The organism is Citrifermentans bremense (assembly GCF_014218275.1).
Taxonomy (GTDB): domain Bacteria; phylum Desulfobacterota; class Desulfuromonadia; order Geobacterales; family Geobacteraceae; genus Geomonas; species Geomonas pelophila.
This window is the reverse complement of sequence record NZ_AP023213.1, coordinates 1,213,531-1,233,493: the sequence shown is the minus strand read 5'-3', so window position 1 is coordinate 1,233,493 and position 19,963 is coordinate 1,213,531. Positions and strand designations below refer to the sequence as shown.

General features: G+C 62.1%; 17 protein-coding genes. 6 read left to right on the top strand and 11 right to left on the bottom strand.

All coding sequences use genetic code 11. The annotated features are described in order from the left end of the window. The first annotated feature begins 428 nt into the window (after positions 1 to 428). Entirely contained in the window at positions 429 to 2,486 is a 2,058-nt protein-coding gene (locus tag GEOBRER4_RS05335; RefSeq protein ID WP_185244538.1) for a methyl-accepting chemotaxis protein, read from the top strand. 116 nt (positions 2,487 to 2,602) lie between these two features. On the opposite strand, the gene GEOBRER4_RS05330 is transcribed toward GEOBRER4_RS05335, so the two are convergent. Beyond that, on the bottom strand, positions 2,603 to 3,067 hold the full coding sequence (locus GEOBRER4_RS05330) for a pyridoxamine 5'-phosphate oxidase family protein (protein ID WP_185244537.1): 465 nt from the start codon (positions 3,065 to 3,067) through the stop codon (positions 2,603 to 2,605). Between the two features lie 201 nt (positions 3,068 to 3,268). On the opposite strand from GEOBRER4_RS05330, the gene GEOBRER4_RS05325 reads away from it, so the two are divergent. Continuing rightward, on the top strand, positions 3,269 to 3,763 hold the full coding sequence (locus GEOBRER4_RS05325) for a chemotaxis protein CheW (protein ID WP_085813495.1): 495 nt from the start codon (positions 3,269 to 3,271) through the stop codon (positions 3,761 to 3,763). Positions 3,764 to 3,928: 165 nt separating this feature from the next. Here GEOBRER4_RS05325 and GEOBRER4_RS05320 read toward each other — a convergent pair whose 3' ends face one another. From GEOBRER4_RS05320 to GEOBRER4_RS05305, 4 genes are all read right to left on the bottom strand, one after another. Further along, on the bottom strand, positions 3,929 to 4,807 hold the full coding sequence (locus tag GEOBRER4_RS05320; protein ID WP_185244536.1) for a Rossmann-like and DUF2520 domain-containing protein: 879 nt from the start codon (positions 4,805 to 4,807) through the stop codon (positions 3,929 to 3,931). A 149-nt stretch (positions 4,808 to 4,956) separates the two neighbouring features. Next, on the bottom strand, positions 4,957 to 5,184 hold the full coding sequence (locus GEOBRER4_RS05315) for a CPXCG motif-containing cysteine-rich protein (protein WP_185244535.1): 228 nt from the start codon (positions 5,182 to 5,184) through the stop codon (positions 4,957 to 4,959). Between the two features lie 157 nt (positions 5,185 to 5,341). Continuing rightward, entirely contained in the window at positions 5,342 to 5,596 is a 255-nt protein-coding gene (locus GEOBRER4_RS05310; protein WP_185244534.1) for a DUF3553 domain-containing protein, read from the bottom strand. A 236-nt stretch (positions 5,597 to 5,832) separates the two neighbouring features. Then, positions 5,833 to 6,699, bottom strand: coding sequence for a L,D-transpeptidase (locus tag GEOBRER4_RS05305; protein WP_185244533.1), 867 nt, complete (start codon positions 6,697 to 6,699; stop codon positions 5,833 to 5,835). A gap of 208 nt (positions 6,700 to 6,907) precedes the next feature. Between GEOBRER4_RS05305 and mobA the strand changes: the two genes are divergently transcribed. Further along, a complete protein-coding gene (gene mobA, locus GEOBRER4_RS05300) occupies positions 6,908 to 7,525 on the top strand; it encodes a molybdenum cofactor guanylyltransferase (RefSeq protein ID WP_185244532.1) in 618 nt (205 codons plus the stop codon). A 40-nt stretch (positions 7,526 to 7,565) separates the two neighbouring features. Here mobA and GEOBRER4_RS05295 read toward each other — a convergent pair whose 3' ends face one another. Both GEOBRER4_RS05295 and GEOBRER4_RS05290 read right to left on the bottom strand, forming a co-directional pair. Beyond that, the gene (locus GEOBRER4_RS05295) at positions 7,566 to 8,234 is read right to left on the bottom strand and encodes a hypothetical protein (protein WP_185244531.1); all 669 of its coding nucleotides are present in this window, start codon (positions 8,232 to 8,234) and stop codon (positions 7,566 to 7,568) included. A 130-nt stretch (positions 8,235 to 8,364) separates the two neighbouring features. Beyond that, the gene (locus tag GEOBRER4_RS05290; RefSeq protein WP_185244530.1) at positions 8,365 to 9,282 is read right to left on the bottom strand and encodes a PLP-dependent cysteine synthase family protein; all 918 of its coding nucleotides are present in this window, start codon (positions 9,280 to 9,282) and stop codon (positions 8,365 to 8,367) included. Between the two features lie 211 nt (positions 9,283 to 9,493). Here GEOBRER4_RS05290 and GEOBRER4_RS05285 point away from each other — a divergent pair, with 211 nt between their 5' ends. The 3 genes from GEOBRER4_RS05285 to GEOBRER4_RS05275 all read left to right on the top strand — a co-directional run bounded on the left by GEOBRER4_RS05285 (position 9,494) and on the right by GEOBRER4_RS05275 (position 11,937). Continuing rightward, on the top strand, positions 9,494 to 9,991 hold the full coding sequence (locus GEOBRER4_RS05285; RefSeq protein WP_185244529.1) for a nucleoside 2-deoxyribosyltransferase: 498 nt from the start codon (positions 9,494 to 9,496) through the stop codon (positions 9,989 to 9,991). A 109-nt stretch (positions 9,992 to 10,100) separates the two neighbouring features. After that, positions 10,101 to 10,538: a hypothetical protein gene (locus tag GEOBRER4_RS05280; protein ID WP_185244528.1), complete on the top strand. Its 438-nt coding sequence runs from the start codon at positions 10,101 to 10,103 to the stop codon at positions 10,536 to 10,538. Between the two features lie 169 nt (positions 10,539 to 10,707). Beyond that, entirely contained in the window at positions 10,708 to 11,937 is a 1,230-nt protein-coding gene (locus GEOBRER4_RS05275; RefSeq protein WP_185244527.1) for an MFS transporter, read from the top strand. Positions 11,938 to 12,109: 172 nt separating this feature from the next. Here the strand turns inward: GEOBRER4_RS05275 and GEOBRER4_RS05270 are convergent, their stop codons facing one another. The 4 genes from GEOBRER4_RS05270 to GEOBRER4_RS05255 form a co-directional block, all read right to left on the bottom strand. Next, positions 12,110 to 12,613, bottom strand: coding sequence for a DUF4124 domain-containing protein (locus GEOBRER4_RS05270; protein ID WP_226377892.1), 504 nt, complete (start codon positions 12,611 to 12,613; stop codon positions 12,110 to 12,112). A gap of 67 nt (positions 12,614 to 12,680) precedes the next feature. After that, entirely contained in the window at positions 12,681 to 13,181 is a 501-nt protein-coding gene (locus GEOBRER4_RS05265) for a zinc ribbon domain-containing protein (protein ID WP_185244526.1), read from the bottom strand. A 245-nt stretch (positions 13,182 to 13,426) separates the two neighbouring features. Continuing rightward, a complete protein-coding gene (locus GEOBRER4_RS05260; protein ID WP_185244525.1) occupies positions 13,427 to 17,881 on the bottom strand; it encodes a translocation/assembly module TamB domain-containing protein in 4,455 nt (1,484 codons plus the stop codon). Further along, the gene (locus GEOBRER4_RS05255) at positions 17,878 to 19,644 is read right to left on the bottom strand and encodes an autotransporter assembly complex protein TamA (protein WP_185244524.1); all 1,767 of its coding nucleotides are present in this window, start codon (positions 19,642 to 19,644) and stop codon (positions 17,878 to 17,880) included. Before GEOBRER4_RS05255 ends, GEOBRER4_RS05260 begins: the two co-directional genes overlap by 4 nt. Between the last annotated feature and the right edge of the window lie 319 nt (positions 19,645 to 19,963).

Sequence of the window (19,963 nt, the reverse complement as noted above, 5' to 3'; positions counted from 1 at the left end):
AAACGTCGACAGTACATGGCTAAATATTTGTAATTTTGTGGCCAATAATTGGAACATTTAGAGCTTTGTTACAATATACATGTGTCATGCCTATTGTATTTAATTTCAAAATTCATGTTAACAATGCATCAACAATACATTTTAAAGCTGCAATTAACTTTATGCTGTTAGCCAGTTTTTACATTATAAACTGGCAATATTGCGTGAAAATCTTAAATTTTCCCATTTGTTGTCGATATATTCAATCACCGAAGCCAAGGTTCACCCGCAGCAGGCGTTCAGGCTGATCGGTCCGATCACAGACAGCAGCAGCGAGATAGCCATGACCGTCGAGACTCTTAAGGAAACCATACTGTAACTGACTTTCAAGCTGGAACAATCCTGTTCCTGATGAATGAAACGAAATAGCAACAAAGGAGACTGCAACAATGAACTGGTTCTACGACATTAAGATCGGCACGAAGCTAATGAGCGGTTTCATCGCCGTGGCGTTGATAGCCGGCGTGATCGGCGCCTTCGGCATCACGAGGATCAATCAGATCAAGCAGGGAAGCGACCTTTTGTACCACAGCGTGACGGTGCCGCTCTCCGACCTCTCCGACATCTCCACCTCGTTCCAGCGTGTCCGCATCAATGCAAGAGCTCTGGTGGAAGCAGAGACCGCCGCTGACAAAACAGAGGCGGTGGAAACGGTCAAGAAACTGCGGGACGAGATAACGGAGCGGACCGCCACTTTCGAAAAGACCATCATCTCAGAGGAAGGGAGGAAGCTTTTCGAGGAGTTCAAAAAAAGCAGGCAGGGGTACACGCAGGTGCTGGACCGTTTGGTCCCGCTGGCGCAGGCGGACAAGGACGCCGAGGCGATGGCGCTTTTGAACGGCGAGGGGAAAAAGGCCGCCCTGGCGGAGCAGGAGGCGCTGGATAAACTGCAGGCGAACAAGGTCAAGCAAGCAGAGCAGGCAAACCAGGACAACACCGCCGTGGCGGCAAGCGCCGCAAGGCTCATGACCGGGCTTGCCGTGGCCGGGGCACTCCTCGCCATCGCGCTCGGGATCTTCATCAGCCGCAGCATCACCCGACCGATCAACGCCTGCGTCGAGGCGGCGAACCGGATCGCCGCCGGCGACACCGATGTCGCCCTCGACACCACGAGAAGCGATGAAACCGGGGTCCTGCAGGGCGCCATGCAGAGGATGGTGCAGGCGATCAACGCTCTGATCAGCGACGTGAACCTTCTCGCGGAAGCCGCCATAGGCGGCAAGCTCTCGACCCGCGCGGACGCGGGGCAGCACCAGGGGGATTTCAAGAAGATCGTGACAGGGGTTAACGCGACCCTGGATGCGGTCGTCACCCCGCTCAAGGTGGCAGCCGGCTACGTCGACAGCATCTCCAGGGGGGACACCCCTCCCAAGATAACCGATGAGTACCGCGGCGACTTCAACGACATAAAGAATAACCTGAACACGCTGATCGCCGCGACGGACAGCATCACCGCCGCGGCAAAGGAAGTAGCAGGCGGCAACCTGACCGTGACCATAACCGAGAGAAGCCCAAGCGACGAGTTGATGCGTTCGCTGGCTAACATGGTGACGCGGTTGTCGGATGTGGTGAACGACGTGAAGGGGGCCGCGGACAACGTCGCAGCCGGGAGCCAGCAGATGTCGGCCAGCGCTGAGGCGATGTCCGAAGGAGCGACCGAGCAGGCATCGGCGGCGGAAGAGGCATCCTCCTCTATGGAAGAGATGTCCGCCAACATCAGGCAGAACGCTGACAACGCCATACAGACCGAGAAGATAGCGGTGAAATCATCCGCCGACGCACTCGAAGGGGGGAAGGCGGTGGCCCAGACGGTCGCGGCCATGAAGGAGATAGCAGGAAAGATCTCCATCATCGAGGAGATCGCGCGCCAGACGAACCTCTTGGCGTTGAACGCGGCCATCGAGGCGGCGAGGGCCGGCGAGCACGGCAAGGGTTTCGCCGTGGTGGCGAGCGAAGTGAGAAAGCTCGCCGAGAGAAGTCAGAAGGCGGCGGCGGAGATTTCGGAGCTTTCCTCCTCGAGCGTGCAGGTGGCGGAGAAGGCGGGGGAAATGCTCACCTCCATGCTCCCGGACATCCAGAAGACCGCCGGCCTGGTCCAGGAGATATCGGCCGCGTCCAGGGAGCAGGACTCGGGGGCCGAGCAGATCAACAGGGCGATCCAGCAGTTGGACCAGGTGATCCAGCAAAACGCCTCGGCTGCGGAGGAGATGTCGGCGACCGCCGAGGAACTGGCCGCGCAGTCCGAGCAGTTGCAGGAGACCATCAGCTTCTTCACGGTGGCCAACACCGTCGCCGGCGCCAAAGCCCCTGCGGTTAAGGAAAGGGTATCGGCAAAGCAGAAGAAGCCGGGCGTTGCGGCGGCGAAGGGGCAACGCCTGACCCATTCGGGTACACTACAGCCGGCAGTCGACCTGAAACTCTCCGACGAGGCTTTCGAGAACTACTAGAACTCCACCAGTTCCCGCCAACGAGGGCAGCAGCATCGATCTCCGATGCTGCTACTTTTTTTGCCCGGCATTCGTCCTGCCCCCCTTTCCGCGAGGCAGGAACGCAAGCGGCCGTTTCAGTAGTTGCTCTTGCCGGAGAGTTCCTCGATATCTACCGCGAAGACAGTCGTCTTTGCCAGAACAGCCTCAGGAAAGGCGAAATCACCCGCTGCGTACTGGGCCATGATGATGGAAAGGCCCCGGTGCTTCTCCTCTGGGTCCTCGATGACCCGCACCGCACCGTAACCCACCACGCTTTCGTACCTCGTGCTGAAGTCACACGCTTTTTCTGCCGTCAAGAGTTCATGGCGCGGGACGATGGTAAAGCAGACACGGCTGCCGGTGCCGAGAATCCCCATCTTCCGCCCTGCCACGGCACAGTGGAAGTACATCGTGGAGTCACGGTAGCCGTAGTTCAGGGTGACGATGTAAGGCTCCCCATGGTCCACCATCGCCAGGTGGCATATCTCACCCTTTTCCAGGAGTGCATGGGCATGGGCCTGGTCCAGTTGCCGATCTTTTCTTCTTATCTCGTGGCGCATCGATCCTCCTTGAGGCGCTCAAAACCAGGAAAAAACCGCACGTGACCAGGTATAGAGCAGGTTTTGGATTATATCTGAATAATGTGGAAAAAACTTCTCAAATTTTGTTTGTATCTGTCGATACTTAGTACAGAAAAGATAACCGGGCTGTTGACGGGCCTCAAGTCCTATAGCATCAATCCCTGAGAGAGGAGAACAACTATGGCAGTCGAGACTATCACTGAGACTACACAGTACCTGACGTTTAAACTGGAGGACGAGCTCTTCGCACTCGACATTGGGAAGGTGCGCGAGGTGCTCGATTTCACCACGATCACCAAGGTACCCCAGACGCCGGATTACATGCGCGGCGTCATCAACCTGCGCGGCAGCGTGGTGCCGGTAGTGGACCTCCGCTTGAAGTTCGGCATGGTTATGGCTGAGCAGACGGTGAACACCTGCGTCATCATCGTTGAAGTCGAGCTCGAAGGGGAGCGCGTGGTGATGGGCGCAATGGCTGACGCGGTACAGGAAGTGCTCGACCTCGAGCCGGACCAGATCGAGCCGCCGCCGCGCATCGGCACCAAGCTCAACACCGAGTTCATCAAGGGGATGGGGAAACACAACGATCAGTTCATCATCATCCTGGACATCGACAAGGTGTTCACCTCCAGCGAACTGGAGCTGGTGCACGAAGTGGAAGGCGCCGCAGCTTAAGGCGGCAAACACAGCAGCATCGATCAAAGGCAGCCGGCTGAATCAGCCGGCTGCCTTTTTTGCGTCCGCCGGAAGGTGCGGCCGTATCACCCGGTGGAGGGGGAGGTTTTCCCAGGGGGTGCTGCCAGTCTTCAAAGAGCGGTAGCCTTCATGTCTGTCGGACTGCTATCTCTGTTCCTTATCGAGCAACCTTGCCACGGCCGCAAGGCCGGCCTCGGAGGCCTGCCCTCGCCTGCGGGAGAGATCGAGAGCGACGCCTGCCAGGGCGCGGTAGAGCTCGGCCATCTCCCCGTCCCAGGCCTTGAGTGCTTCGAGTTGCGCCGACACCACTGCCGCGTCTCCGCGCGCGATGGGCCCGGTGAGAGCCTGAACCGTGCCGGAACGGAAGATGTTCTCCACCGTTTCGCGCACCAAAGGCTCCATGACCTGGAACGCCTGCTCGCGGGGGACGCCTCCCTTCTCGTAGGCCTTGGCGCCCGCCTCGATGAGCGCGGTGAGGTAGTTGCAGACCAGCACGGAGCCGGCGTGGTAGATGGTCTTGAAGCGGGGGTCGAGGGCGAAGATTTCCCCCCCGATGGCGCGGAACGCGCCGCTGAGAAATTCCACCGCCGCCGGGTCTCCTTCGATGCCGCACCAGGTGCCGGAGAAGTCCTTGATGCAAAGCTCAGGGTGCGCGAAGCTCTTCACCGGGTGCACGCTGGCAACCGCGGCCCCCAGGCGGGCGACCGGCTCCAAGGCGGCGCTCGAGAGGGCGCCGCTCAGGTGGCAGACGACCGCACCAGGCTCAACCACCCCGCTCTCCGCGAGTGCCCTGGCGCTGGTGGCGATGGCGTCATCAGAGGCAGCCACGAGATACAGGTCAGCCTGGCGCAGGTCCTGCCATACAGCCAGCGGCCTCCCCGCCCCGATGAATTCGGCGGCGCGGGAAGCGCTCTGCAGCGAACGGGTCAGGATATCCCGCGGCTCGAGGATGCCCATGTCATAAAAAAGGCGGCCGACCGTCTTGCCGACGGCGCCGCAACCGATGATGCTGAACGATTTCATGCCGAACCACCCCTTGCCGTGAACAATGTGGTCAGGGTACAGCAAACCTTTACGCGGTGTCAACGCTGCGACAAAAACAAACCCCCGCCGGGGAGGGCGGGGGTTCGAAGGGAGCAAGGGACAGCGGCCAACCGGCGCGGGGTGGGGGGTCAGTGTTTTTCGCCGTTGGGGTTCAGGCTGTAGTCGTCCCCCTCGACGCACTCGCTTTGCGCCTGGAGAAAAGAGTCGACTTGCGGGTCTTTCACGATCTCGGTGACGCCGTGGTTCACCGACCAGGCAGCTCCGCAGATGCTGCACTCGGTGATCCCTTCCTTGAAACCGTCGGAGTGAAAATCGGTGCTTACCTGCTGATGGTTCCTGCATACCGGGCATTTCATGGCTCTCCTCCTCTCATGTAAACGGCAGGCACTGTCCTTTCATGAGATTATGACGGCAAATTTGTGCTCCGCAACTGCAAATGAGCTTCCTGATGCTGCCGGCCCACCGGCCGGTTCTTGAGCTTCATTGCGCTCCCGGTGGTCGCGCGGGCGCAAGCTAGAGGCTCGGTTTCTTCGCCTTGGGGCTCGCTGCTCTTCTCCTCGGCTTCACAGCGGGAACTTCTATTACCGGCGCCTGGTAAGAGGCCGGATCCGCGGGCTTCAGGCTCCGGAAGTGCGAGGAGGTGATTTTCCTGATGCTGCCGTCATTGAAACGGATGGTCGCCCTGATCTCGTTTACCTCAACCACCTTGCCGATGCCCCATTCCTTGGCTATCGCGTGACTCACGACGCTACCACGTTTGACGATCATTGTTCTTCCCCTTGAGGTACTGGATTAATTTCCGGACGCGTCTTAACAGCTGGCCTGGAAACAGGTCGAACCGGAGAAGCTGGGCGGATTTGGATCTCGTGTAATGAAAACGGGTGCAGCAGAGATATGACGAACAGCGTGGAGCGTGCCATCAAAGGCACGAACGAAACTATACACCCCAAAACGAAAATGGACAGCGGCAGACGGGATATTTCCTTTTCCGGGAGGCACAAAGGCTACGGGTGCAGCCCCGGAGGCGCCGTGGCGGGAAGCTGCGGAGGAAGCTCAACCGGCTTCAACTGCTCGGGTGGAATCTGCGGTTCGCCCATGATGATCACCGCCGGCCCCCTGAATCTCTGCAAGGCGCCGGTGTCGTTGTCGCCCACCACCCACTGGTAGAGCTTTTTCGCGTCCATGAGCAGGGGGCGTTCCGGCTCGCCGTAGTACTCCGCCTGCATCTCCTCGTCGTAAAGGCCGATGCAGCCGTGGGAGGCGGGATACCCCGGGAGGTCCCTTCCGTGGATCCAGTACGAGGTCCAGCCGTCCTGCCGCTTGTCGATGTGGAAGCGCAGCCCGTAGTGCATCGGGTAGGCCCGGTCCGTCCCTTCCACGGGGTACAGGCTCGATTCGTGGACCGGATCCACCGTGTCGATCCGGTAGCTGCCGTTTTTGAGACGGAACTCCTCGACACCTACGGCGACCGGCGCCGAGAAGACCAGGCTTCCATACTCATAGGCCCCCAGGAACATCTCGTTTTGATCGATGAGGATGAGCTGCGGATCCTTCTCCGCCTCGTAGTAAAAGGGAGGCATCGGGTTGAAACCCCTGATTTCCTCCATTCGCTTGGGAACCTTGATGGAGATCCCGGCGATGAAGTGGCGCCGGTCCATCCTGTTGAAGCGCAATCCGTCCTGCCAGAGCTTTCCGAATATCTTGTAGGGTGTGTCCTTGGAGGTCAGCTTTACGCAGTCCCACTCATAGAGATAATCAGTGGGGTAGTGCAGATCGCATAGTGATTGGAGTTTTTGGGCTGCGGCAGAGGGGAGAGAGCAGATGCCCACCATGACTACGACAAGGATGCATGTCCGTATCAAGAGTCTCATCACAGATGCCTCGTCCCGAGACAGAAAAGCTGGAGACTTCCTATGGTAGATACATTCTATCAAACGGTCCCACAAAGAGAAAGATAGTTCAGCCTGTTTTCACTTGACCCGTCGAATCTATCCGCTTATACCTTTTGTTGCCTGTATCTTGGAAGGGGCTAACAAACAGCAGGCGGGGTGCTGTACAGAAAGAAGAACGGAGCGGAGTGTGTCTAAGGCGGTGCGCGGCGACATAACCGGCGTGATCCTCGTGGGGGGCAAGAGCCGTCGCATGGGGGTGGACAAGGCGTTTCTGGAACTCGGGGGGAAGCCTCTTTTCCAGCGCATCCTGGAGCTCTTCCTGGAGAACTTCTCCCGCGTGATCCTTGCGGGAGGCGACCCTGAGCGTTTCGCGGAGTACGGTCTTCCTCTGCTGCCCGACCTCTATCCCGGCTCTCCGCTGGGGGGGATCTATACGGCCCTGAGCCAGGCTGATACCGAGGCCGTCTTCGTCTCCTCGTGCGACCTTCCTTTCCCTAACCCGGCCGTCCTCCGTTACCTCTGCTCCCTGAAAGACGGCTTCGATGCGGTAGTGCCCGAGACGCCAAAGGGGTACGAGCCGCTCTTCGCGCTCTACGGCAAGAACTGCCTGGACCCGATCCGCTCGCAGTTGGAAAGCGGTGACTTCTGCGCTTACGCCTGGTACAGCCAGGCCAGGGTAAGGGTGGTTTCCCCCGCGGAACTGGCGTCCCTGGACCCGGACGGCACCGCCTTTTGCAACGTAAACACGCCGGAGCAGTTTGCGGAAGTAGCAGCGGGGGCCGCTAAGCGACGCCCCGCGGAGTGAGAAGCAACAAGAGAGGATCTGTGAGAGGGTAACGACCGGTTCAGGATAGGGAGCGCAGGAAACGGTTGACCTTCCCCCACCCGCCGTGCAACCCGCTCGCCTCCATGAACTCCTTGGCCCAGGGCTTCACTTCCTTGGCTACCTTGCTCACCTCGTCATCGAGGTGCAAAGCGCCCTTCCCTTTCACCGGGCCCTGATCCCCATCCGGGGTAAGGGAGAAGCTGAAACGGGTGCTGGTCAACTCTGCCGCCACCCCGGCGAAGCTGAGGGAAATCCCTCCCTCCCCCGCCTTGAATCCGGCCGACGCGGCTGACAGCTCGGCGTGCTGATAACTGAGGTCCAAGCTGAAGCCGATGGTCTTGCCGTCCTTGGTGTTCAGTGTGCCGCTCACCGCGAGCGAGACCGACTCGCCCGAAAGCACCGCCTCGGTCGTGTCCGCGGAAACCTCGCCACTTGGCAGCAGGGACACCTCACCGGCTTCCCGCCCGGTGATCAGGCCCAGCATGTCATGCAGGAGCTGCCACGTCGGGTTGGATGACTCCACCCCCTCGCCGGCCGCCTCAGCCGATGCGGCGAGCGCCTGGTCCGAGATGGTAACCTGGTCTTTTGGCGCCTCGGTCTGCGCAGGCTCAGCCGCCGGGACCATGATCTCGAACCACTGGCTGGAAAGGGAAAGTGATTTCGAGCTTTGTTCGATCGATATCTGCATACCCCACCTCCTTTAGTCGAGCTACTAAAGAGCTTAATCGGCATTAACCGCACAACCCTTTAGAAAATAAAAACAAAAAAGCCCCGGCGAAGTACCGGGGCTTTTATTTTCTTCAGGCGCGGAGAGAGCGTCAGGGGGGGCATTGGGCGCACATGGACTTGAAGAGATTGGTGCTGAGGTAGCGATCGCCGCGGTCCGGAATGATGACCACGATGACGCCGGATTCAAGTTCAGAGGCGAACTGCAGCGCCCCGAAGACCGCGGCGCCGCCGGACATGCCACAGAAGATCCCCTCGTGTGCCGCCAGAAGCCGCGCGGTTTCGAAGGCATCGTCGTCTTCCACCACCAGGTTGCGATGGTAGGCGGCGCAGTCGTAGATGGGGGGGACGATCGCCTCCTGCATGTTTTTCAGCCCCTGGATCTTGTGCCCCAGGGTCGGTTCGACGCCGACCACCTGGACCGAGGGCTTGGTCTCCTTGAAGTACGAGGCCAGCCCCATGAGCGTGCCGCTGGTCCCCATCCCGGCTACCACATGCGTCACTTCTCCACCCGTCTGGTGCCATATCTCGGGCCCGGTGGTCTTGTAGTGGGCCAGCACGTTGTTGGGGTTGGCGTACTGGTTGGGCATGTAGTATTTTCCCGGATCCTCGGCCAGGATCTTGTGGGCGAGCCTGATGGCGCCGTCGGTCGCCTCGCAACCGGGGGAAAGGACAATTTCGGCGCCGTAAGCCTCTAACACGCTTCGCCGCTCGACGCTGACGCACGCCGGCATCACCAGCTTGATGCGGTACCCTCTCGCCGCCGCGATCATCGCCAGGGCTATCCCGGTGTTGCCCGAAGTCGGCTCCAGGATGACCTTGTCCGGCGTCAGTTCGCCGCTAGCCTCGGCAGCCAGGATCATCTGCCTGGCAGGACGGTCCTTTACCGAACCGCCCGGGTTGTTCCCTTCCAGTTTTGCCAGTATGCGGACCGAAGGGTTCTTGCACAGGGAGTAAATTTCAGCGACCGGTGTACCACCGATTGAATCTAATAAACTTTGACCTCTCACTGTCAGCCTCGCTTCCTCTCCGTAACGGCAACGGCACCATTTAGGAAAGATATTTCACAAAACGTCCGCAGCATATCACGCATCGCTGACCGTCAACAATCAAATATTCAGATTTTTGTAACTGCCAAGCCACATTCTATGAGATGCTTTCGTACGCCGACAGGCCCCGTTGAGGGCGAGATGACACTACGAAACGAAGGAGGCATCGTCTATGACAGAAAAATCACCCGGCGCGTTACCCGGCAATGGGCTCAAAGTCTATCTCGCCTCGCCCCTGGGGTTCAGCCCGGAGAATGACCACTACCGCGAGAAGGTGAAAAAGCGCCTGAACCAGCTGCACTGCACCGTGTTCGACCCCTGGGAGCAGGAGGAAGTCGGGCGGCGCATCCAGGAGGCGCTTGGCATAGCCGACGGCGTGGAACGCGCCTGCGCCATCAAGGAAGCAGCCTCGTTCACCGGCCAGGTGAACGCGGACGGCATACGCGCTGCGGACCTGGTCCTGGCCGTCCTGGACGGGACCGAGCCGGACAGCGGCACCGTCGCGGAGGTGGGTTTTGCAGCGGGGATCGGCAAGAAATGCTTCGGTCTCAGGACCGACTTCCGCGACTGCGGCGACCTTCCGGGGCTCCCCCTCAATTTGCAACTGCTCCATTTCATCGAGTACAGCGGCGGCGGGCTTTTCAGAAGCATTGCGGCGATAAAGTTTTAGGCCTGCACTGTCACAGTGACCTTTACCATTGACAAAGGCGCATAAAATAACAAAAATGCCTATGACTCAATATCGCGCTGAGAAAGAAAACCTGTTTGGGAGGCACGGCATGATACAGGCGCTCACAGCATATAAAGCCATCATGGAGGCATCAGCCATTGTGAAGCCTGCCAAGAGAGAGGACAAAGCTGCCTCTGGTGTCGATGCTCTCTCCGCCCTTCTAGGCGATGTCGCCGGCGTGGGCGACGCCGCCTCAGCCGGCCCCGAATTCGTGAACATCTCCACCTCCCAGGACGTCTTCAGCGCCGTAGACAGCTTCTTCAACCTGGGGAGTTCCAGCAGGTTCGACGGCTTCCACAACCTCTCCCGCGAGGACAAGGAAAGCTTCGTGAAGATAGTCGCCGAACTGGCGAAGGCCGGCTACATGGGTTACGAGGAACTGCGGGTCGACAACAAGCTGGAAAGGCACGAGATCGCGAACCAGATGGGCGACCAGCGCCTGCGCGGAGCCAAGGTTTACGACGACGCCGTCAACCGGCGCCGGTAACTGCCCGTCGCCAACGAGATCCCCCCCCACCCGTCCGCTCCTTGCGGCGTCCCGCCAGCAGCAGCTCGGGACGCTGCACCTCATCGTCCCTTTTTGTTTCTGTAGCGACAACAGGCGACAACAAATTGCTATTGACACCCCTCCCCTGCGGCGCTAGTTTTGCCGGATCATGAGCGAAGGCAATAACCCACACGAACAACACAAGAGTCCCGGACAGCACCAGGCGGCGCAGGTACTCATCTGCTGCGCGATCGGCTTCGTCTGTTTCCTCGGGGCGTACATGCGGATCCCCGTGCTGCCTCTTCTGGCCAGCGGCATCGGCGCCAGCACCACCCAGATCGGCCTGATCAACGCCGCCTTCATGCTTTCAGCGGGTCTCTTGGCCGTCCCCTCCGGGTTGCTGTCCGACAGGATCGGCATCACGCCGGTGCTCCTTGCGGGACTGGCACTGATGAGCAGCGCGTCCCTGCTCATTCCGATGAGCGGCAACTGGATCGCCCTGGGCGCGATCTACCTCGTCTTCGGCGTCGGGCTCGCCGCCTTCACCCCCACCATGATGTCGTCGGTCGCAAGGATCGTCCCGCGCTCACACGTCGGCCGCGCCTACAGCTGGTACACAACCGCCGTCTACCTCGCCATGACCATCGGCCCGGCCGCCGGCGGCTGGTTCGGGCACAGGCTGGGGTTCAGGCAGGTCTTCTTCGTTTCCGGCGTGCTGATTGCCGTGGCGCTTTTGGCGGTGCTCTGCTTTCTCCCGAAGGACACCCACGCCAGCCACTCCTCGCACGCCGAGGGACCGGAGCACCCGCCACGCTGCATATTTTCCAACGGCCGGCTCATGGCCGCGCTGGCGGGGACCCTGGGGGGGTGCTTCGGCTTCGGGATGTACCTCTCCTTTCTCCCCCTGCATGCCCGCGCCGCGGGGCTCAGCGTGGACCAGATAGGGATCGTCTTCGCGGCCCAGGCGCTGGTCAACGTCCTCCTGCGCATCCCTTTCGGTCACTTGAGCGACCGGATCGACCGGGGTGCCATGTCCGGCATCGGCCTCGTCGTCTGCGCCGTCGCCCTGGGACTCACCGGCGCCAGCCACTCTCTCGCCGCGATGATCCTCAGCGCCTGCCTTCTCGGGGCCGGGATGGGGACCAGTTTCACCGCCTTGAGCTCGCTGGTGGCGATCGTGATGCCCGCAGGCCAGCGCGGCCTGGGGATGGGGCTTTACAACAGCTGCATCTACCTCGGCATGATGCTTAGCTCCGCCACCATGGGCGTGGTGATAAAAAAGACCGGCTTTGGCACCGGGTTCCTCACCGCCGGTTGCATCACCTTTGCCGCAACCTTGCTGTTCCTGGTCCTTTATCGCGGCAGCACCGTGCACCTGGAAACCGGGGCAAAACGATGAAAGCCGGTGGCCCAGGCGATGCTTAAATCCGAAATGCGCAGCAGCACCTAAAATAACGGGAAAGTGCCACAGAAAAGGGGCAGGCTACTGAAAGGCAGCCTGCCCCTTTTGGTTCCTCCTGATCCCTGCTCCTTCTTTACTGCATATGGGACGCCCCCAACCCGCCAGGTCATTACCTGCTGTTGTTGAGGTAATACTCCAGGTTCTCCTGAGAGAAGCCGTTCATCTTGTTGGAACCGATGATGATGAGGGGGACGCCGCGCCCCCCCAGCTCTTTGTGCCTTCTATTGGCAGCGCTGTCCTTTTCTATGTCGTAGGCAACGTAGGCGATGCCGTTGCTCTTCAGGTAGCTCTCGGCCTTTTTGCAGTAGCCGCACCAGCTGGTGACGTAGAGCTCGACCGTGCCGGAAAACCGTGAAGTCTTGCCGGAGGCGGCCTGCGATGCAGAACTGACCTTGCTCGTGCCACTTTTTCCCGCCGCCGCTGGTTGAGTGGGAGGAGCGGGAGCGAAGTCGTAGTCGTTGTAGACCTTCACCTTCTTCCGCTTTTTCGATGAGGGAGGCGGCGTGTCCTTGAAGGTCACCACCCCTTTCTCATCCACCCACTTGTACATCTCGGCCAGCGCCGGCGAGCACCCTAGCAGCACGGATAAGACAACCAACAACGCCTTTGCCAAAGCTTGCCTCCCTGGTAGTTATCTTGCCTTTGCCGGTTGTTTCCGCGTCATGTTCTGGAGCGAGATGCTAGCGCATGAAGTTGTTCTGGACCAGGGCCGCGACCAGGGAAATGGAGACCGTCGCGATCAGGAACCTGAGCAGGTTCGTCATGGTGAGGTACTCGCGCTGAAATTTTTTCCATGGGCTGAGCAAGGCCGCCTTGCAAAACGGGCAGGTATGCGCCGATTTGCTTACCGGTGCGCTGCACGATGGGCAGTTGGTCAAGTTGGAGGTGATACGCCGCTCAGCCGGGGCCTTGCTCGTTGCGCTCCCCTCCATCTTCTGGTCCTTGGCCTTGCTGGCATAGCTGACGGAGCAGGTGATGGTGTGGTACATCCTCTCGATGATCTCCAGCTGCTCGCGAGCCGCCTCCTTGATGCTTGGGTCCAATGAATTGAACTCGGCCTTGTACTTCCGCACCAGGCGCTCATATGTTTCTTGGATTCGCTGAGGGGAGTCGCTGATACTGACTCCCAACGCCATATAGCATAGGCTGGTGTCGAGGACCTCCTCGTTTTGTGCGTACATGAAACGTCTCCTTTAGGCATAAAAGTGCATCATAGATAAGGGTAAGAGCCCTATCATTCAATAAAGTTCAGCGAATATACATAAATGTTTACAATTAGAAAAGAAAAATTTGAAATGTGGCAGTTCAGCGGGGACATGACGGTTATGAAAATGCTGCGGAGATCTTTTTAGGGAACCCTTTACGGCTTATTCCTCCGTGTCCACCGTGTACCTCCGGGTCCTCTGTGTTCCGATTTTCAGAATCCCTAATCGAATTCCAGCTTGTAGTAGAGGTCCGCGCCGCTTTCGCTGCCGCTTTGGGTCTCTATCTGCCAGCGCCGGTGGATGTCGTAACGGAGCCTGAAGAGGTTCTCCCCGGTAACCAGCGAGCGACCGTAGCTTAGGTAGAGCTGCGGGGTCAGGTACTTGCCGACGGTGAACAGGGACTGACCGCCTGCAGGCTCGGCGGCTGCACTACCGGGGGTGGTGGGGATCTCCTTGTACCCCATCCTTCCGGCCTTCGAGGTATCCACGGTCTCGAGCCCAAGCGTGCTCAACCCCAGCCGGTCCTTCACCTGCTCCTGCACCGATTCGGACTTGCCTAAGGAGAAAAGCGACGCTGCTGCGGTGGCAAGCAGGGCTCCCTGCTCTCCGCTGGCGCCTAGCGGATGGCCCAGCACCATGTAGGCGAGGATGTCTACCTCGGGCATGGGGGGCTCGGAATAGAGCTTCACCACCGGGTTGTTCAGGAATCCCCCCACCGTAACCCCGGCCTTGACGTCGCCCACCGTCCGCAGCGCAAGGATGTCGAGCGTGGGGCGGTTGACCGGGTCGTTCACGTAGTAGATGCGCCCGCGCACGATCTCGAGATCCATGCCGTAGGCGCGGTAGCGCCCCTCCACCACCCGAATCTCGCCGGAGCTGTCGATGTTGTCGATCCCCTTCAGCACAAGGTCAATATCCCCCACAAGGCGCGCGTCTATGCCCGAGGCCTGTACGCGGACCTTGTCGCCCAAAACCACCTTGACCCGCCCGTCGAGCACCAGCGGAAACGGCTTGCCCTCGCTTTCGGCCGGCGCCCCCTCCAGGATGACGTCGGGGCTTGCAGTCTCCACCTCGTGCGCCGGCGACCCCAGGATCAGCATCTCGGGGACCCCGATCTCCCCCTGCAGGGTCACCCGCTCTCCCTCCCCCTTGAAGGTCAGCTGCGGCGAGGTGACCATCTGCAGTTCCGGCAGGTAGACGGTCTGGAAGCGCTGCCCGCTCAGGGTGCCGGTGTACCCGGCGATCTCCCGGCCGTTCAACCGCACCAGGAGGTTCCCCACCAGCTCCCCGTCTCTGGAGCGGGCCCGCAGCCGCTCTACGCGTATCTGGTCGCGGGTGAGCAGTGCGGAGAGCTCCACCCCGGTCAAGTGGATCCCGGCGCTCGGGAGGTACGCGGCCGCGTCCGCTACCTGGACCCTTCCGACGAGGGTGGGATCGCCCCAGGTGCCGCCGAGGGTGACGTCGAGATCGAGGGTGCCGTGGGTTTCCTGGAGGAGCCCCGGGGAAAGCGCAGTGAGGAAACCCTTTTCCTTCACCTTCCCGGAGAAACTCCCGCGCACCGCGCCCCGCGGGTCCGGCGCCACGGGGAGCCGGGCGGGAACGGGGAGCAGGATGCTCCCCCTGGCCTGCCCGTAGTCGGCCAGGGCCAGCGCCAGGTCGCCGGTCAGGGTCTCGCCGCGCCAGGCGAAGGTCAGCGTGGCGGAACGGACGTTGGCGCCGATCTCGCCGTTGCCCCCCTGCCAGTTCGCCCTCCCCTGGGAGAACCCTGCCTCGCCGGTGAGCTCCAGACGCTGCCCGGGCATGAGCCTGCCGTTTGCCTGACCGTTCAGCTCGCCCTTCAGGTCGAGCGTCGCCGGCAGCCACGGCTTCAACAGCTCGGGGCGGATGCCGCTCCAGCGCGCCGAGAGGTCGCCGGTTTCCGGGATGCTGAAACCGGCCGGGGAATTGGAGAAGAAGGTGGCGGTCAGGCTTCCCCCCTGGTCCAGGGTGAGATCGACGGCCGCTCTGCTCCCGGTCCCGTCCGCATCCAGGCGCAGGATGCTCTTCGCCACGAGCATCCGCTCCCCGTTCGAGGTATAGGTTCCCGTGGCCGCGGCACGGGCGCTCAGGGTCAGCTCTCCGCGCCTGCCCTTCTCTGAAGCGATCCGGCCGCGCCAGGCAAAGCCGATCTCGGCCTGATCCAGGGTGGCGTCGAACTCCTCCCCCTGCGAGAGCCAGTTCAGGTGCCCCTGCGAGACGCCCCCTTGTCCCTTGAGGTCGGCCCTGCCGCCGGGGAGGAGGCTCCCAGACACCTCCCCCGCCACCCTGCCGTCCAGCAGCGTCCCTTCCGGGAAGAAGGAGCGCAAAAGCGCAAGGTCGAGCCCGGCGAGACGAAGGGATAGATCGCCCCGGGTCGGGAGCGAAAGCGTGGCGGGATCGCTGGAATGGAAATCGAGACGGGCTGCACCGCGCCCCTCCTTGAGCGCCAGGTCGACCAGGGCGCTCACGCCGTCCGCGCCTCCGGTGACGCCGGCCGAAAACCTCTCCAGGTCGAAGCGTTGCCCGTCGATCAACACCCCGCCGTCCGCCTCGGCATGCCCGGAGATGTTGATCCGCCTGCGGCGCAGGAAGGCGACCTCGACCTCTCCCGAGCTTGCGCCGTTTACTTCGCCGCTCTTAAGCCAGTAGTTGACGCGGGAGAGGTTCAGCCCGCTCCAGCGGGCCCGCAGGAATCCAGTCTTGTCCCGCTCCAGGTTCCCGGCCAACTCCACGCGCTCCCCCTGCGCCCCGACGAGGACCAGCGGCGAGAGCGTGAAGCGGCCGTCTGCCAGGACCAGGGTTGCCGGAGCCGCCAGGGCGAAGGGGCCGACGCTGTCGGCGCCGGTAAAGCGCAGCAGTTGGCCGCGCCACTCACCGTTGCCGTACCCCCCCGAGAGGCTCAGGTCGGCGTGATTCTCCCCAGAGGCAAGCCGCGCCTCCAGCTGGTGCCGCGCCAGGGTCCCCTTGAGAGAGAGGCGCGCGGTCTCCACCTGCGCCTGCCCGAAGGATACCCCCATCAAGGCCGCATCCAGCTGCAACGGGTAACCCTTCTCCTCGCCGAGGCTCGCCTTCATCTCGAAAGAGCCGACGCGGCCGCCGGAGGCAGAGAGGTTGCGGCCGTTGCCGCTCAAGGCGCCGCTCAAGACGCCGTCACGCCACCTGAACCACCCCTCCGCCTGAAGCTCGCCCGAGGCGGCCGGCACCAAGCCGGAGAGATCGCTCACCTCGGCGGCGAAATCGAAGCGGCGGTCTAGCTGTCCCGACCCGCTGGCGCTGAAGCCTTTTCCGGCCAGGGCCAGGCGTTTGACCAGCATCGTCTTGCCGAGGAAGCTCCCCTGAAGGTCGCCCCGCAGCTCGTGCCCCTGCAGCCTGCTCTCCAAAAGGCGTGCATCCAGGCTCCCGCGGGGCTCCCCCTGCTCCGGGACGCTGACGCTGCCGGCCAGGTCGAGGTTGACCACCCCCTGCCAGCTTGCTGCCAGCTGCGACGGCTCGAGCCTTCGCCCCGCGAGCTTCCCGCTCACCAGCAACCCCTTCTCCCAGCCGATCTCCAGCGCGCCGCGCACCCCTCCCCCAAGCCACTGCCCGGAGAGCGGGGCAAGGTTGATCCCGTTTTTGCCGCCCCGGTAGCCGGCGGCAAGCGCCGCCTGGCGCCACCCATCCCCGCGGTTTTCAAGGGAGAAGTCGCCCCGGTAGCTGGACGGGGTCCCGGTGAAGTTGAGCCTGCCGGAGATCAAAAGGGGAGTGTCGAGTTCCCTGGAAAGGTCGAGTTCCTTCGCCTGCAGGGCGAGAGTGAAGATGGGCTCGCTCTTGGTGAGCGTCATGCTGCCGTTGCCGGACAAGGTGCCGCGACGACCCGGCCGCACAAGCTTGAGGTTTCTGAGGTTGAAACCGGTGCTGGTGACGCCTACTACCCCGTCAAGCTCCAGGCGCCGCGCGTCACCGCGCCTCCCCGCAAGCGTGAGCGGACCTGCTATCTGCTCCGGCCCCTTTCCCGGCCAAAGCCGCGCCTGCACGGAGAAATTGTCCATGTCCGCCACGGCTGCAGACGGGGCGAGGCGCAGGTCGAGCGAAAGCGATGGGCGCCAGAGCCCGGCGGCCAGGGAGCCGGAAGCGGTCCCCTGGGACGCCGAGACGCTCGCGCCGGTGAGAGTCAGGGTTCCCTGCCGCAGCGCGAGCGAGGCCGCGAGCTCTTTTAGCTCGGAAGGGGGCTGCTGCAGGTGCCGGTAGCTCAGCTCCCTGACCGAAAAGCGTGTGACCTCCGCGTCGATCCTGCGTACCACCTCGCTCACCTTTGGCCAGCCCAGCTCCGGGGCCTTCCCGCTTAGCGGGGTGTCGTCCTGGATCTGCACCCCGCGAAGGGCGAGCTCGCGCACGAGGAGCCTCCCCCCGAAAAGGCGCTCCGGGTCCCAGTCCAGGCTCAGCTCCTGTATCCGGACCAGCATCCGCGGCCGCGAAACGGTGACGCCGCGCAACTGCAGGCGGTCCCTAAGCCGGCCCTCCACCTTCTGCACCGTGAGCTCGACGCCGGCAAGCCGGTCCAGCGTGGTGAGCGCGAAGCGGGCGCCGGAGCTGGTGTCGACGAGCCAGATAAGGCCCGCGCAGATGACCAGGGCCAGGGCGAGGATCCCTCCGCCTATGTAGAGCGGGACCCGTCTCATAGCTGGAACCCCACGGTGAAATGGATGCGGAAGCTTCCCGCGCCTGTGGCAAGCGGCTTGGCGAGGTAGAGGTTCAGCCCCCCGACCGCGGTGTAGTAATGGATCCCCACTCCGGTCCCGTCTTTGAGGCGCATGTCGGCGTAGTTGTTGAAGGCGTTGCCTATGTCGTAGAACACGGACACCCCCCAGTCCTTGTACAGGGAGCGCAAGAGCTCGAGGCTGCCGACCAGCAGGTGCTTGCCACCCACCACCTGCCCCGAAGCGTCGCGGGGGCCGAGGCTCTGGTAGGAATAGCCACGCACGCTCTGGTCGCCGCCGGCGAAGAAGCGGATGGAAGGGGGAAGTTCGGAGAAGGGGTCATCGAGCAGGCTGTACGCGACGTCGCCCCGGCTTTGCAGGGACAGGCGCCAGGGGAGCGGGAACAGCAGGTTGGCATGGGCGATCCCCTGGATGAGCCCGGAGTCCGATCCAAGGTACGGGTGGGCGCCGCGCAGCTCCAGCGTATAGGCATAGCCGCGCCTGGGGCGTACCAAGTCGTTGAAGGTTTCCTTGGAGAAGCGAAAGCCCGGGAGCACCAGCCTCGAGTTCGCGTTCTCGTCACCGACGGTGAAGACTTCCTGCAGCAGCCTCACGTACGCCGTCGCCAGTTCCCCGCGCCCAAGGCCTATGTTCCGGTCCAGCTCCAGCGCCACGATCTTGCTCAGGTAACTGGTGACGTCTTCCTTTTGCAGGTTCAACTGCAATGAAGTGGAGCTTCTGTAATCGCTAGTGCTCGGTATGGTGTAGCGCCCGGCAAAGCCCTGCAGGCGCTGCGCCGCGTAGAGGCTCAGGTCGAGGTCGTGCCCCTTGTGGAAGAGGTTCAGGTCCCGGTAGTGGGTGGAGAACCTGGCGCCGGTATCGGTCCCGTAGCCGACGCCGGGGCGCACGGTGCGGCGCGGCGCCTCGGTCAACTGCACCACGACAGGTACCCGGGCGTTCTCGGCGCGCTCGCGCTCGGGTGTTACCACCACCTGCCGGAAGCGCTCGGAATTGGCGAAGTTGAGCTGGGTCTCTCCGACCTTGGCGTAGGAGAAAGGTTCCCCCTCCTTGAAGGCCACGAACCGCTTCAGGTAGGAGTCGGGGTAATCCGGCGCCCCCTGGATCACCGCCTGGCCGAAATAGAACCTGGGTCCGGTGTCCAGCACCAGCGCGATGCGCGCCTTGGAGCGGTCCTCGGAGATGCGGATCTCATGGCGGGGGAAAGAGGCGTCGAGGTACCCCATCTTCTGGGCCAGCGCCTGCAGCGCCCCCTTGCCCCGCTCGTAATCCGGTTGCAGCAGCACCTCGCCCGGTCGCACCGGGAACGCATCCCGCATCCGCCGCAGCCTTCTTCCCTCCGCCCCGGCTCCCTTCAACTCCACCGTGACCTCGGTGACCCGCACCGGTTCCCCCGGGTTGACGACGACCTGCAGGTTCAGCTTGCCATCCCTTGTCTGCCCCACCCGGGCCGAAACCTCGGATTTGTAGTAGCCGTAAGGCTGCAACGCCTGGCGCACCTTTTCCGGCGCCTGTTTGGCGAAGCGCTCCAGCCAGAGCCGGTCCACTTTACCGTCCCGGACCAGCCCGTAGGGAAGTGCCAGCGCCTGCCGGGCGTTCTCCAGCGCATCACCTTCGACACCGGCCACCGCGATCTCGACCGGGTCCGCCGCGAAGACCGCAGGCGCGCAGTGGAAAAGCACCGCCAGGCAGGCAAGAGCCAGGTATATGGGGAACCGCTTGGGCATCGAAATTTCGCCTCTGTCAGTGTCGGCAACGAAGCCGCGCCGCATGGGGCGCGGCGAAAATGATCAATTGTCGCCGGCGTGCCCCGGCAACCCGGGGGAAAGCTCCCACAGAGGTTTGCGCGGACGGCGGGACGGCGTAAACTGGACACTGCTTTTTCGGGGATGGGTTCTGCCGAAGGCGCCGCGGATCGGTTGAGGCGGTCCCGCGAACCCGTGAATTTTACCATGTCGCGCCGCAATAGTTAGCAGTGGGGACGCAATAACTGCAACGGCTAATGGGACAGGTTCAGGAGGCTCTGGCTGCGAGGCTGTCAAAGCG

Excerpts from the sequence above, each read along its gene's own strand:
- GEOBRER4_RS05320 (WP_185244536.1), bottom strand. The coding sequence starts at position 4,807 with ATGAAATCGTTCAGCATCATCGGTTGCGGCGCCGTCGGCAAGACGGTC.
- GEOBRER4_RS05335 (WP_185244538.1), top strand. The coding sequence starts at position 429 with ATGAACTGGTTCTACGACATTAAGATCGGCACGAAGCTAATGAGCGGT.
- GEOBRER4_RS05310 (WP_185244534.1), bottom strand. The coding sequence starts at position 5,596 with ATGATCGTCAAACGTGGTAGCGTCGTGAGTCACGCGATAGCCAAGGAA.
- GEOBRER4_RS05315 (WP_185244535.1), bottom strand. The coding sequence starts at position 5,184 with ATGAAATGCCCGGTATGCAGGAACCATCAGCAGGTAAGCACCGATTTT.
- GEOBRER4_RS05260 (WP_185244525.1), bottom strand. The coding sequence starts at position 17,881 with ATGAGACGGGTCCCGCTCTACATAGGCGGAGGGATCCTCGCCCTGGCC.
- GEOBRER4_RS05325 (WP_085813495.1), top strand. The coding sequence starts at position 3,269 with ATGGCAGTCGAGACTATCACTGAGACTACACAGTACCTGACGTTTAAA.
- GEOBRER4_RS05295 (WP_185244531.1), bottom strand. The coding sequence starts at position 8,234 with ATGCAGATATCGATCGAACAAAGCTCGAAATCACTTTCCCTTTCCAGC.
- GEOBRER4_RS05275 (WP_185244527.1), top strand. The coding sequence starts at position 10,708 with ATGAGCGAAGGCAATAACCCACACGAACAACACAAGAGTCCCGGACAG.
- GEOBRER4_RS05330 (WP_185244537.1), bottom strand. The coding sequence starts at position 3,067 with ATGCGCCACGAGATAAGAAGAAAAGATCGGCAACTGGACCAGGCCCAT.
- GEOBRER4_RS05265 (WP_185244526.1), bottom strand. The coding sequence starts at position 13,181 with ATGTACGCACAAAACGAGGAGGTCCTCGACACCAGCCTATGCTATATG.
- GEOBRER4_RS05285 (WP_185244529.1), top strand. The coding sequence starts at position 9,494 with ATGACAGAAAAATCACCCGGCGCGTTACCCGGCAATGGGCTCAAAGTC.
- GEOBRER4_RS05305 (WP_185244533.1), bottom strand. The coding sequence starts at position 6,699 with ATGAGACTCTTGATACGGACATGCATCCTTGTCGTAGTCATGGTGGGC.
- GEOBRER4_RS05280 (WP_185244528.1), top strand. The coding sequence starts at position 10,101 with ATGATACAGGCGCTCACAGCATATAAAGCCATCATGGAGGCATCAGCC.
- GEOBRER4_RS05255 (WP_185244524.1), bottom strand. The coding sequence starts at position 19,644 with ATGCCCAAGCGGTTCCCCATATACCTGGCTCTTGCCTGCCTGGCGGTG.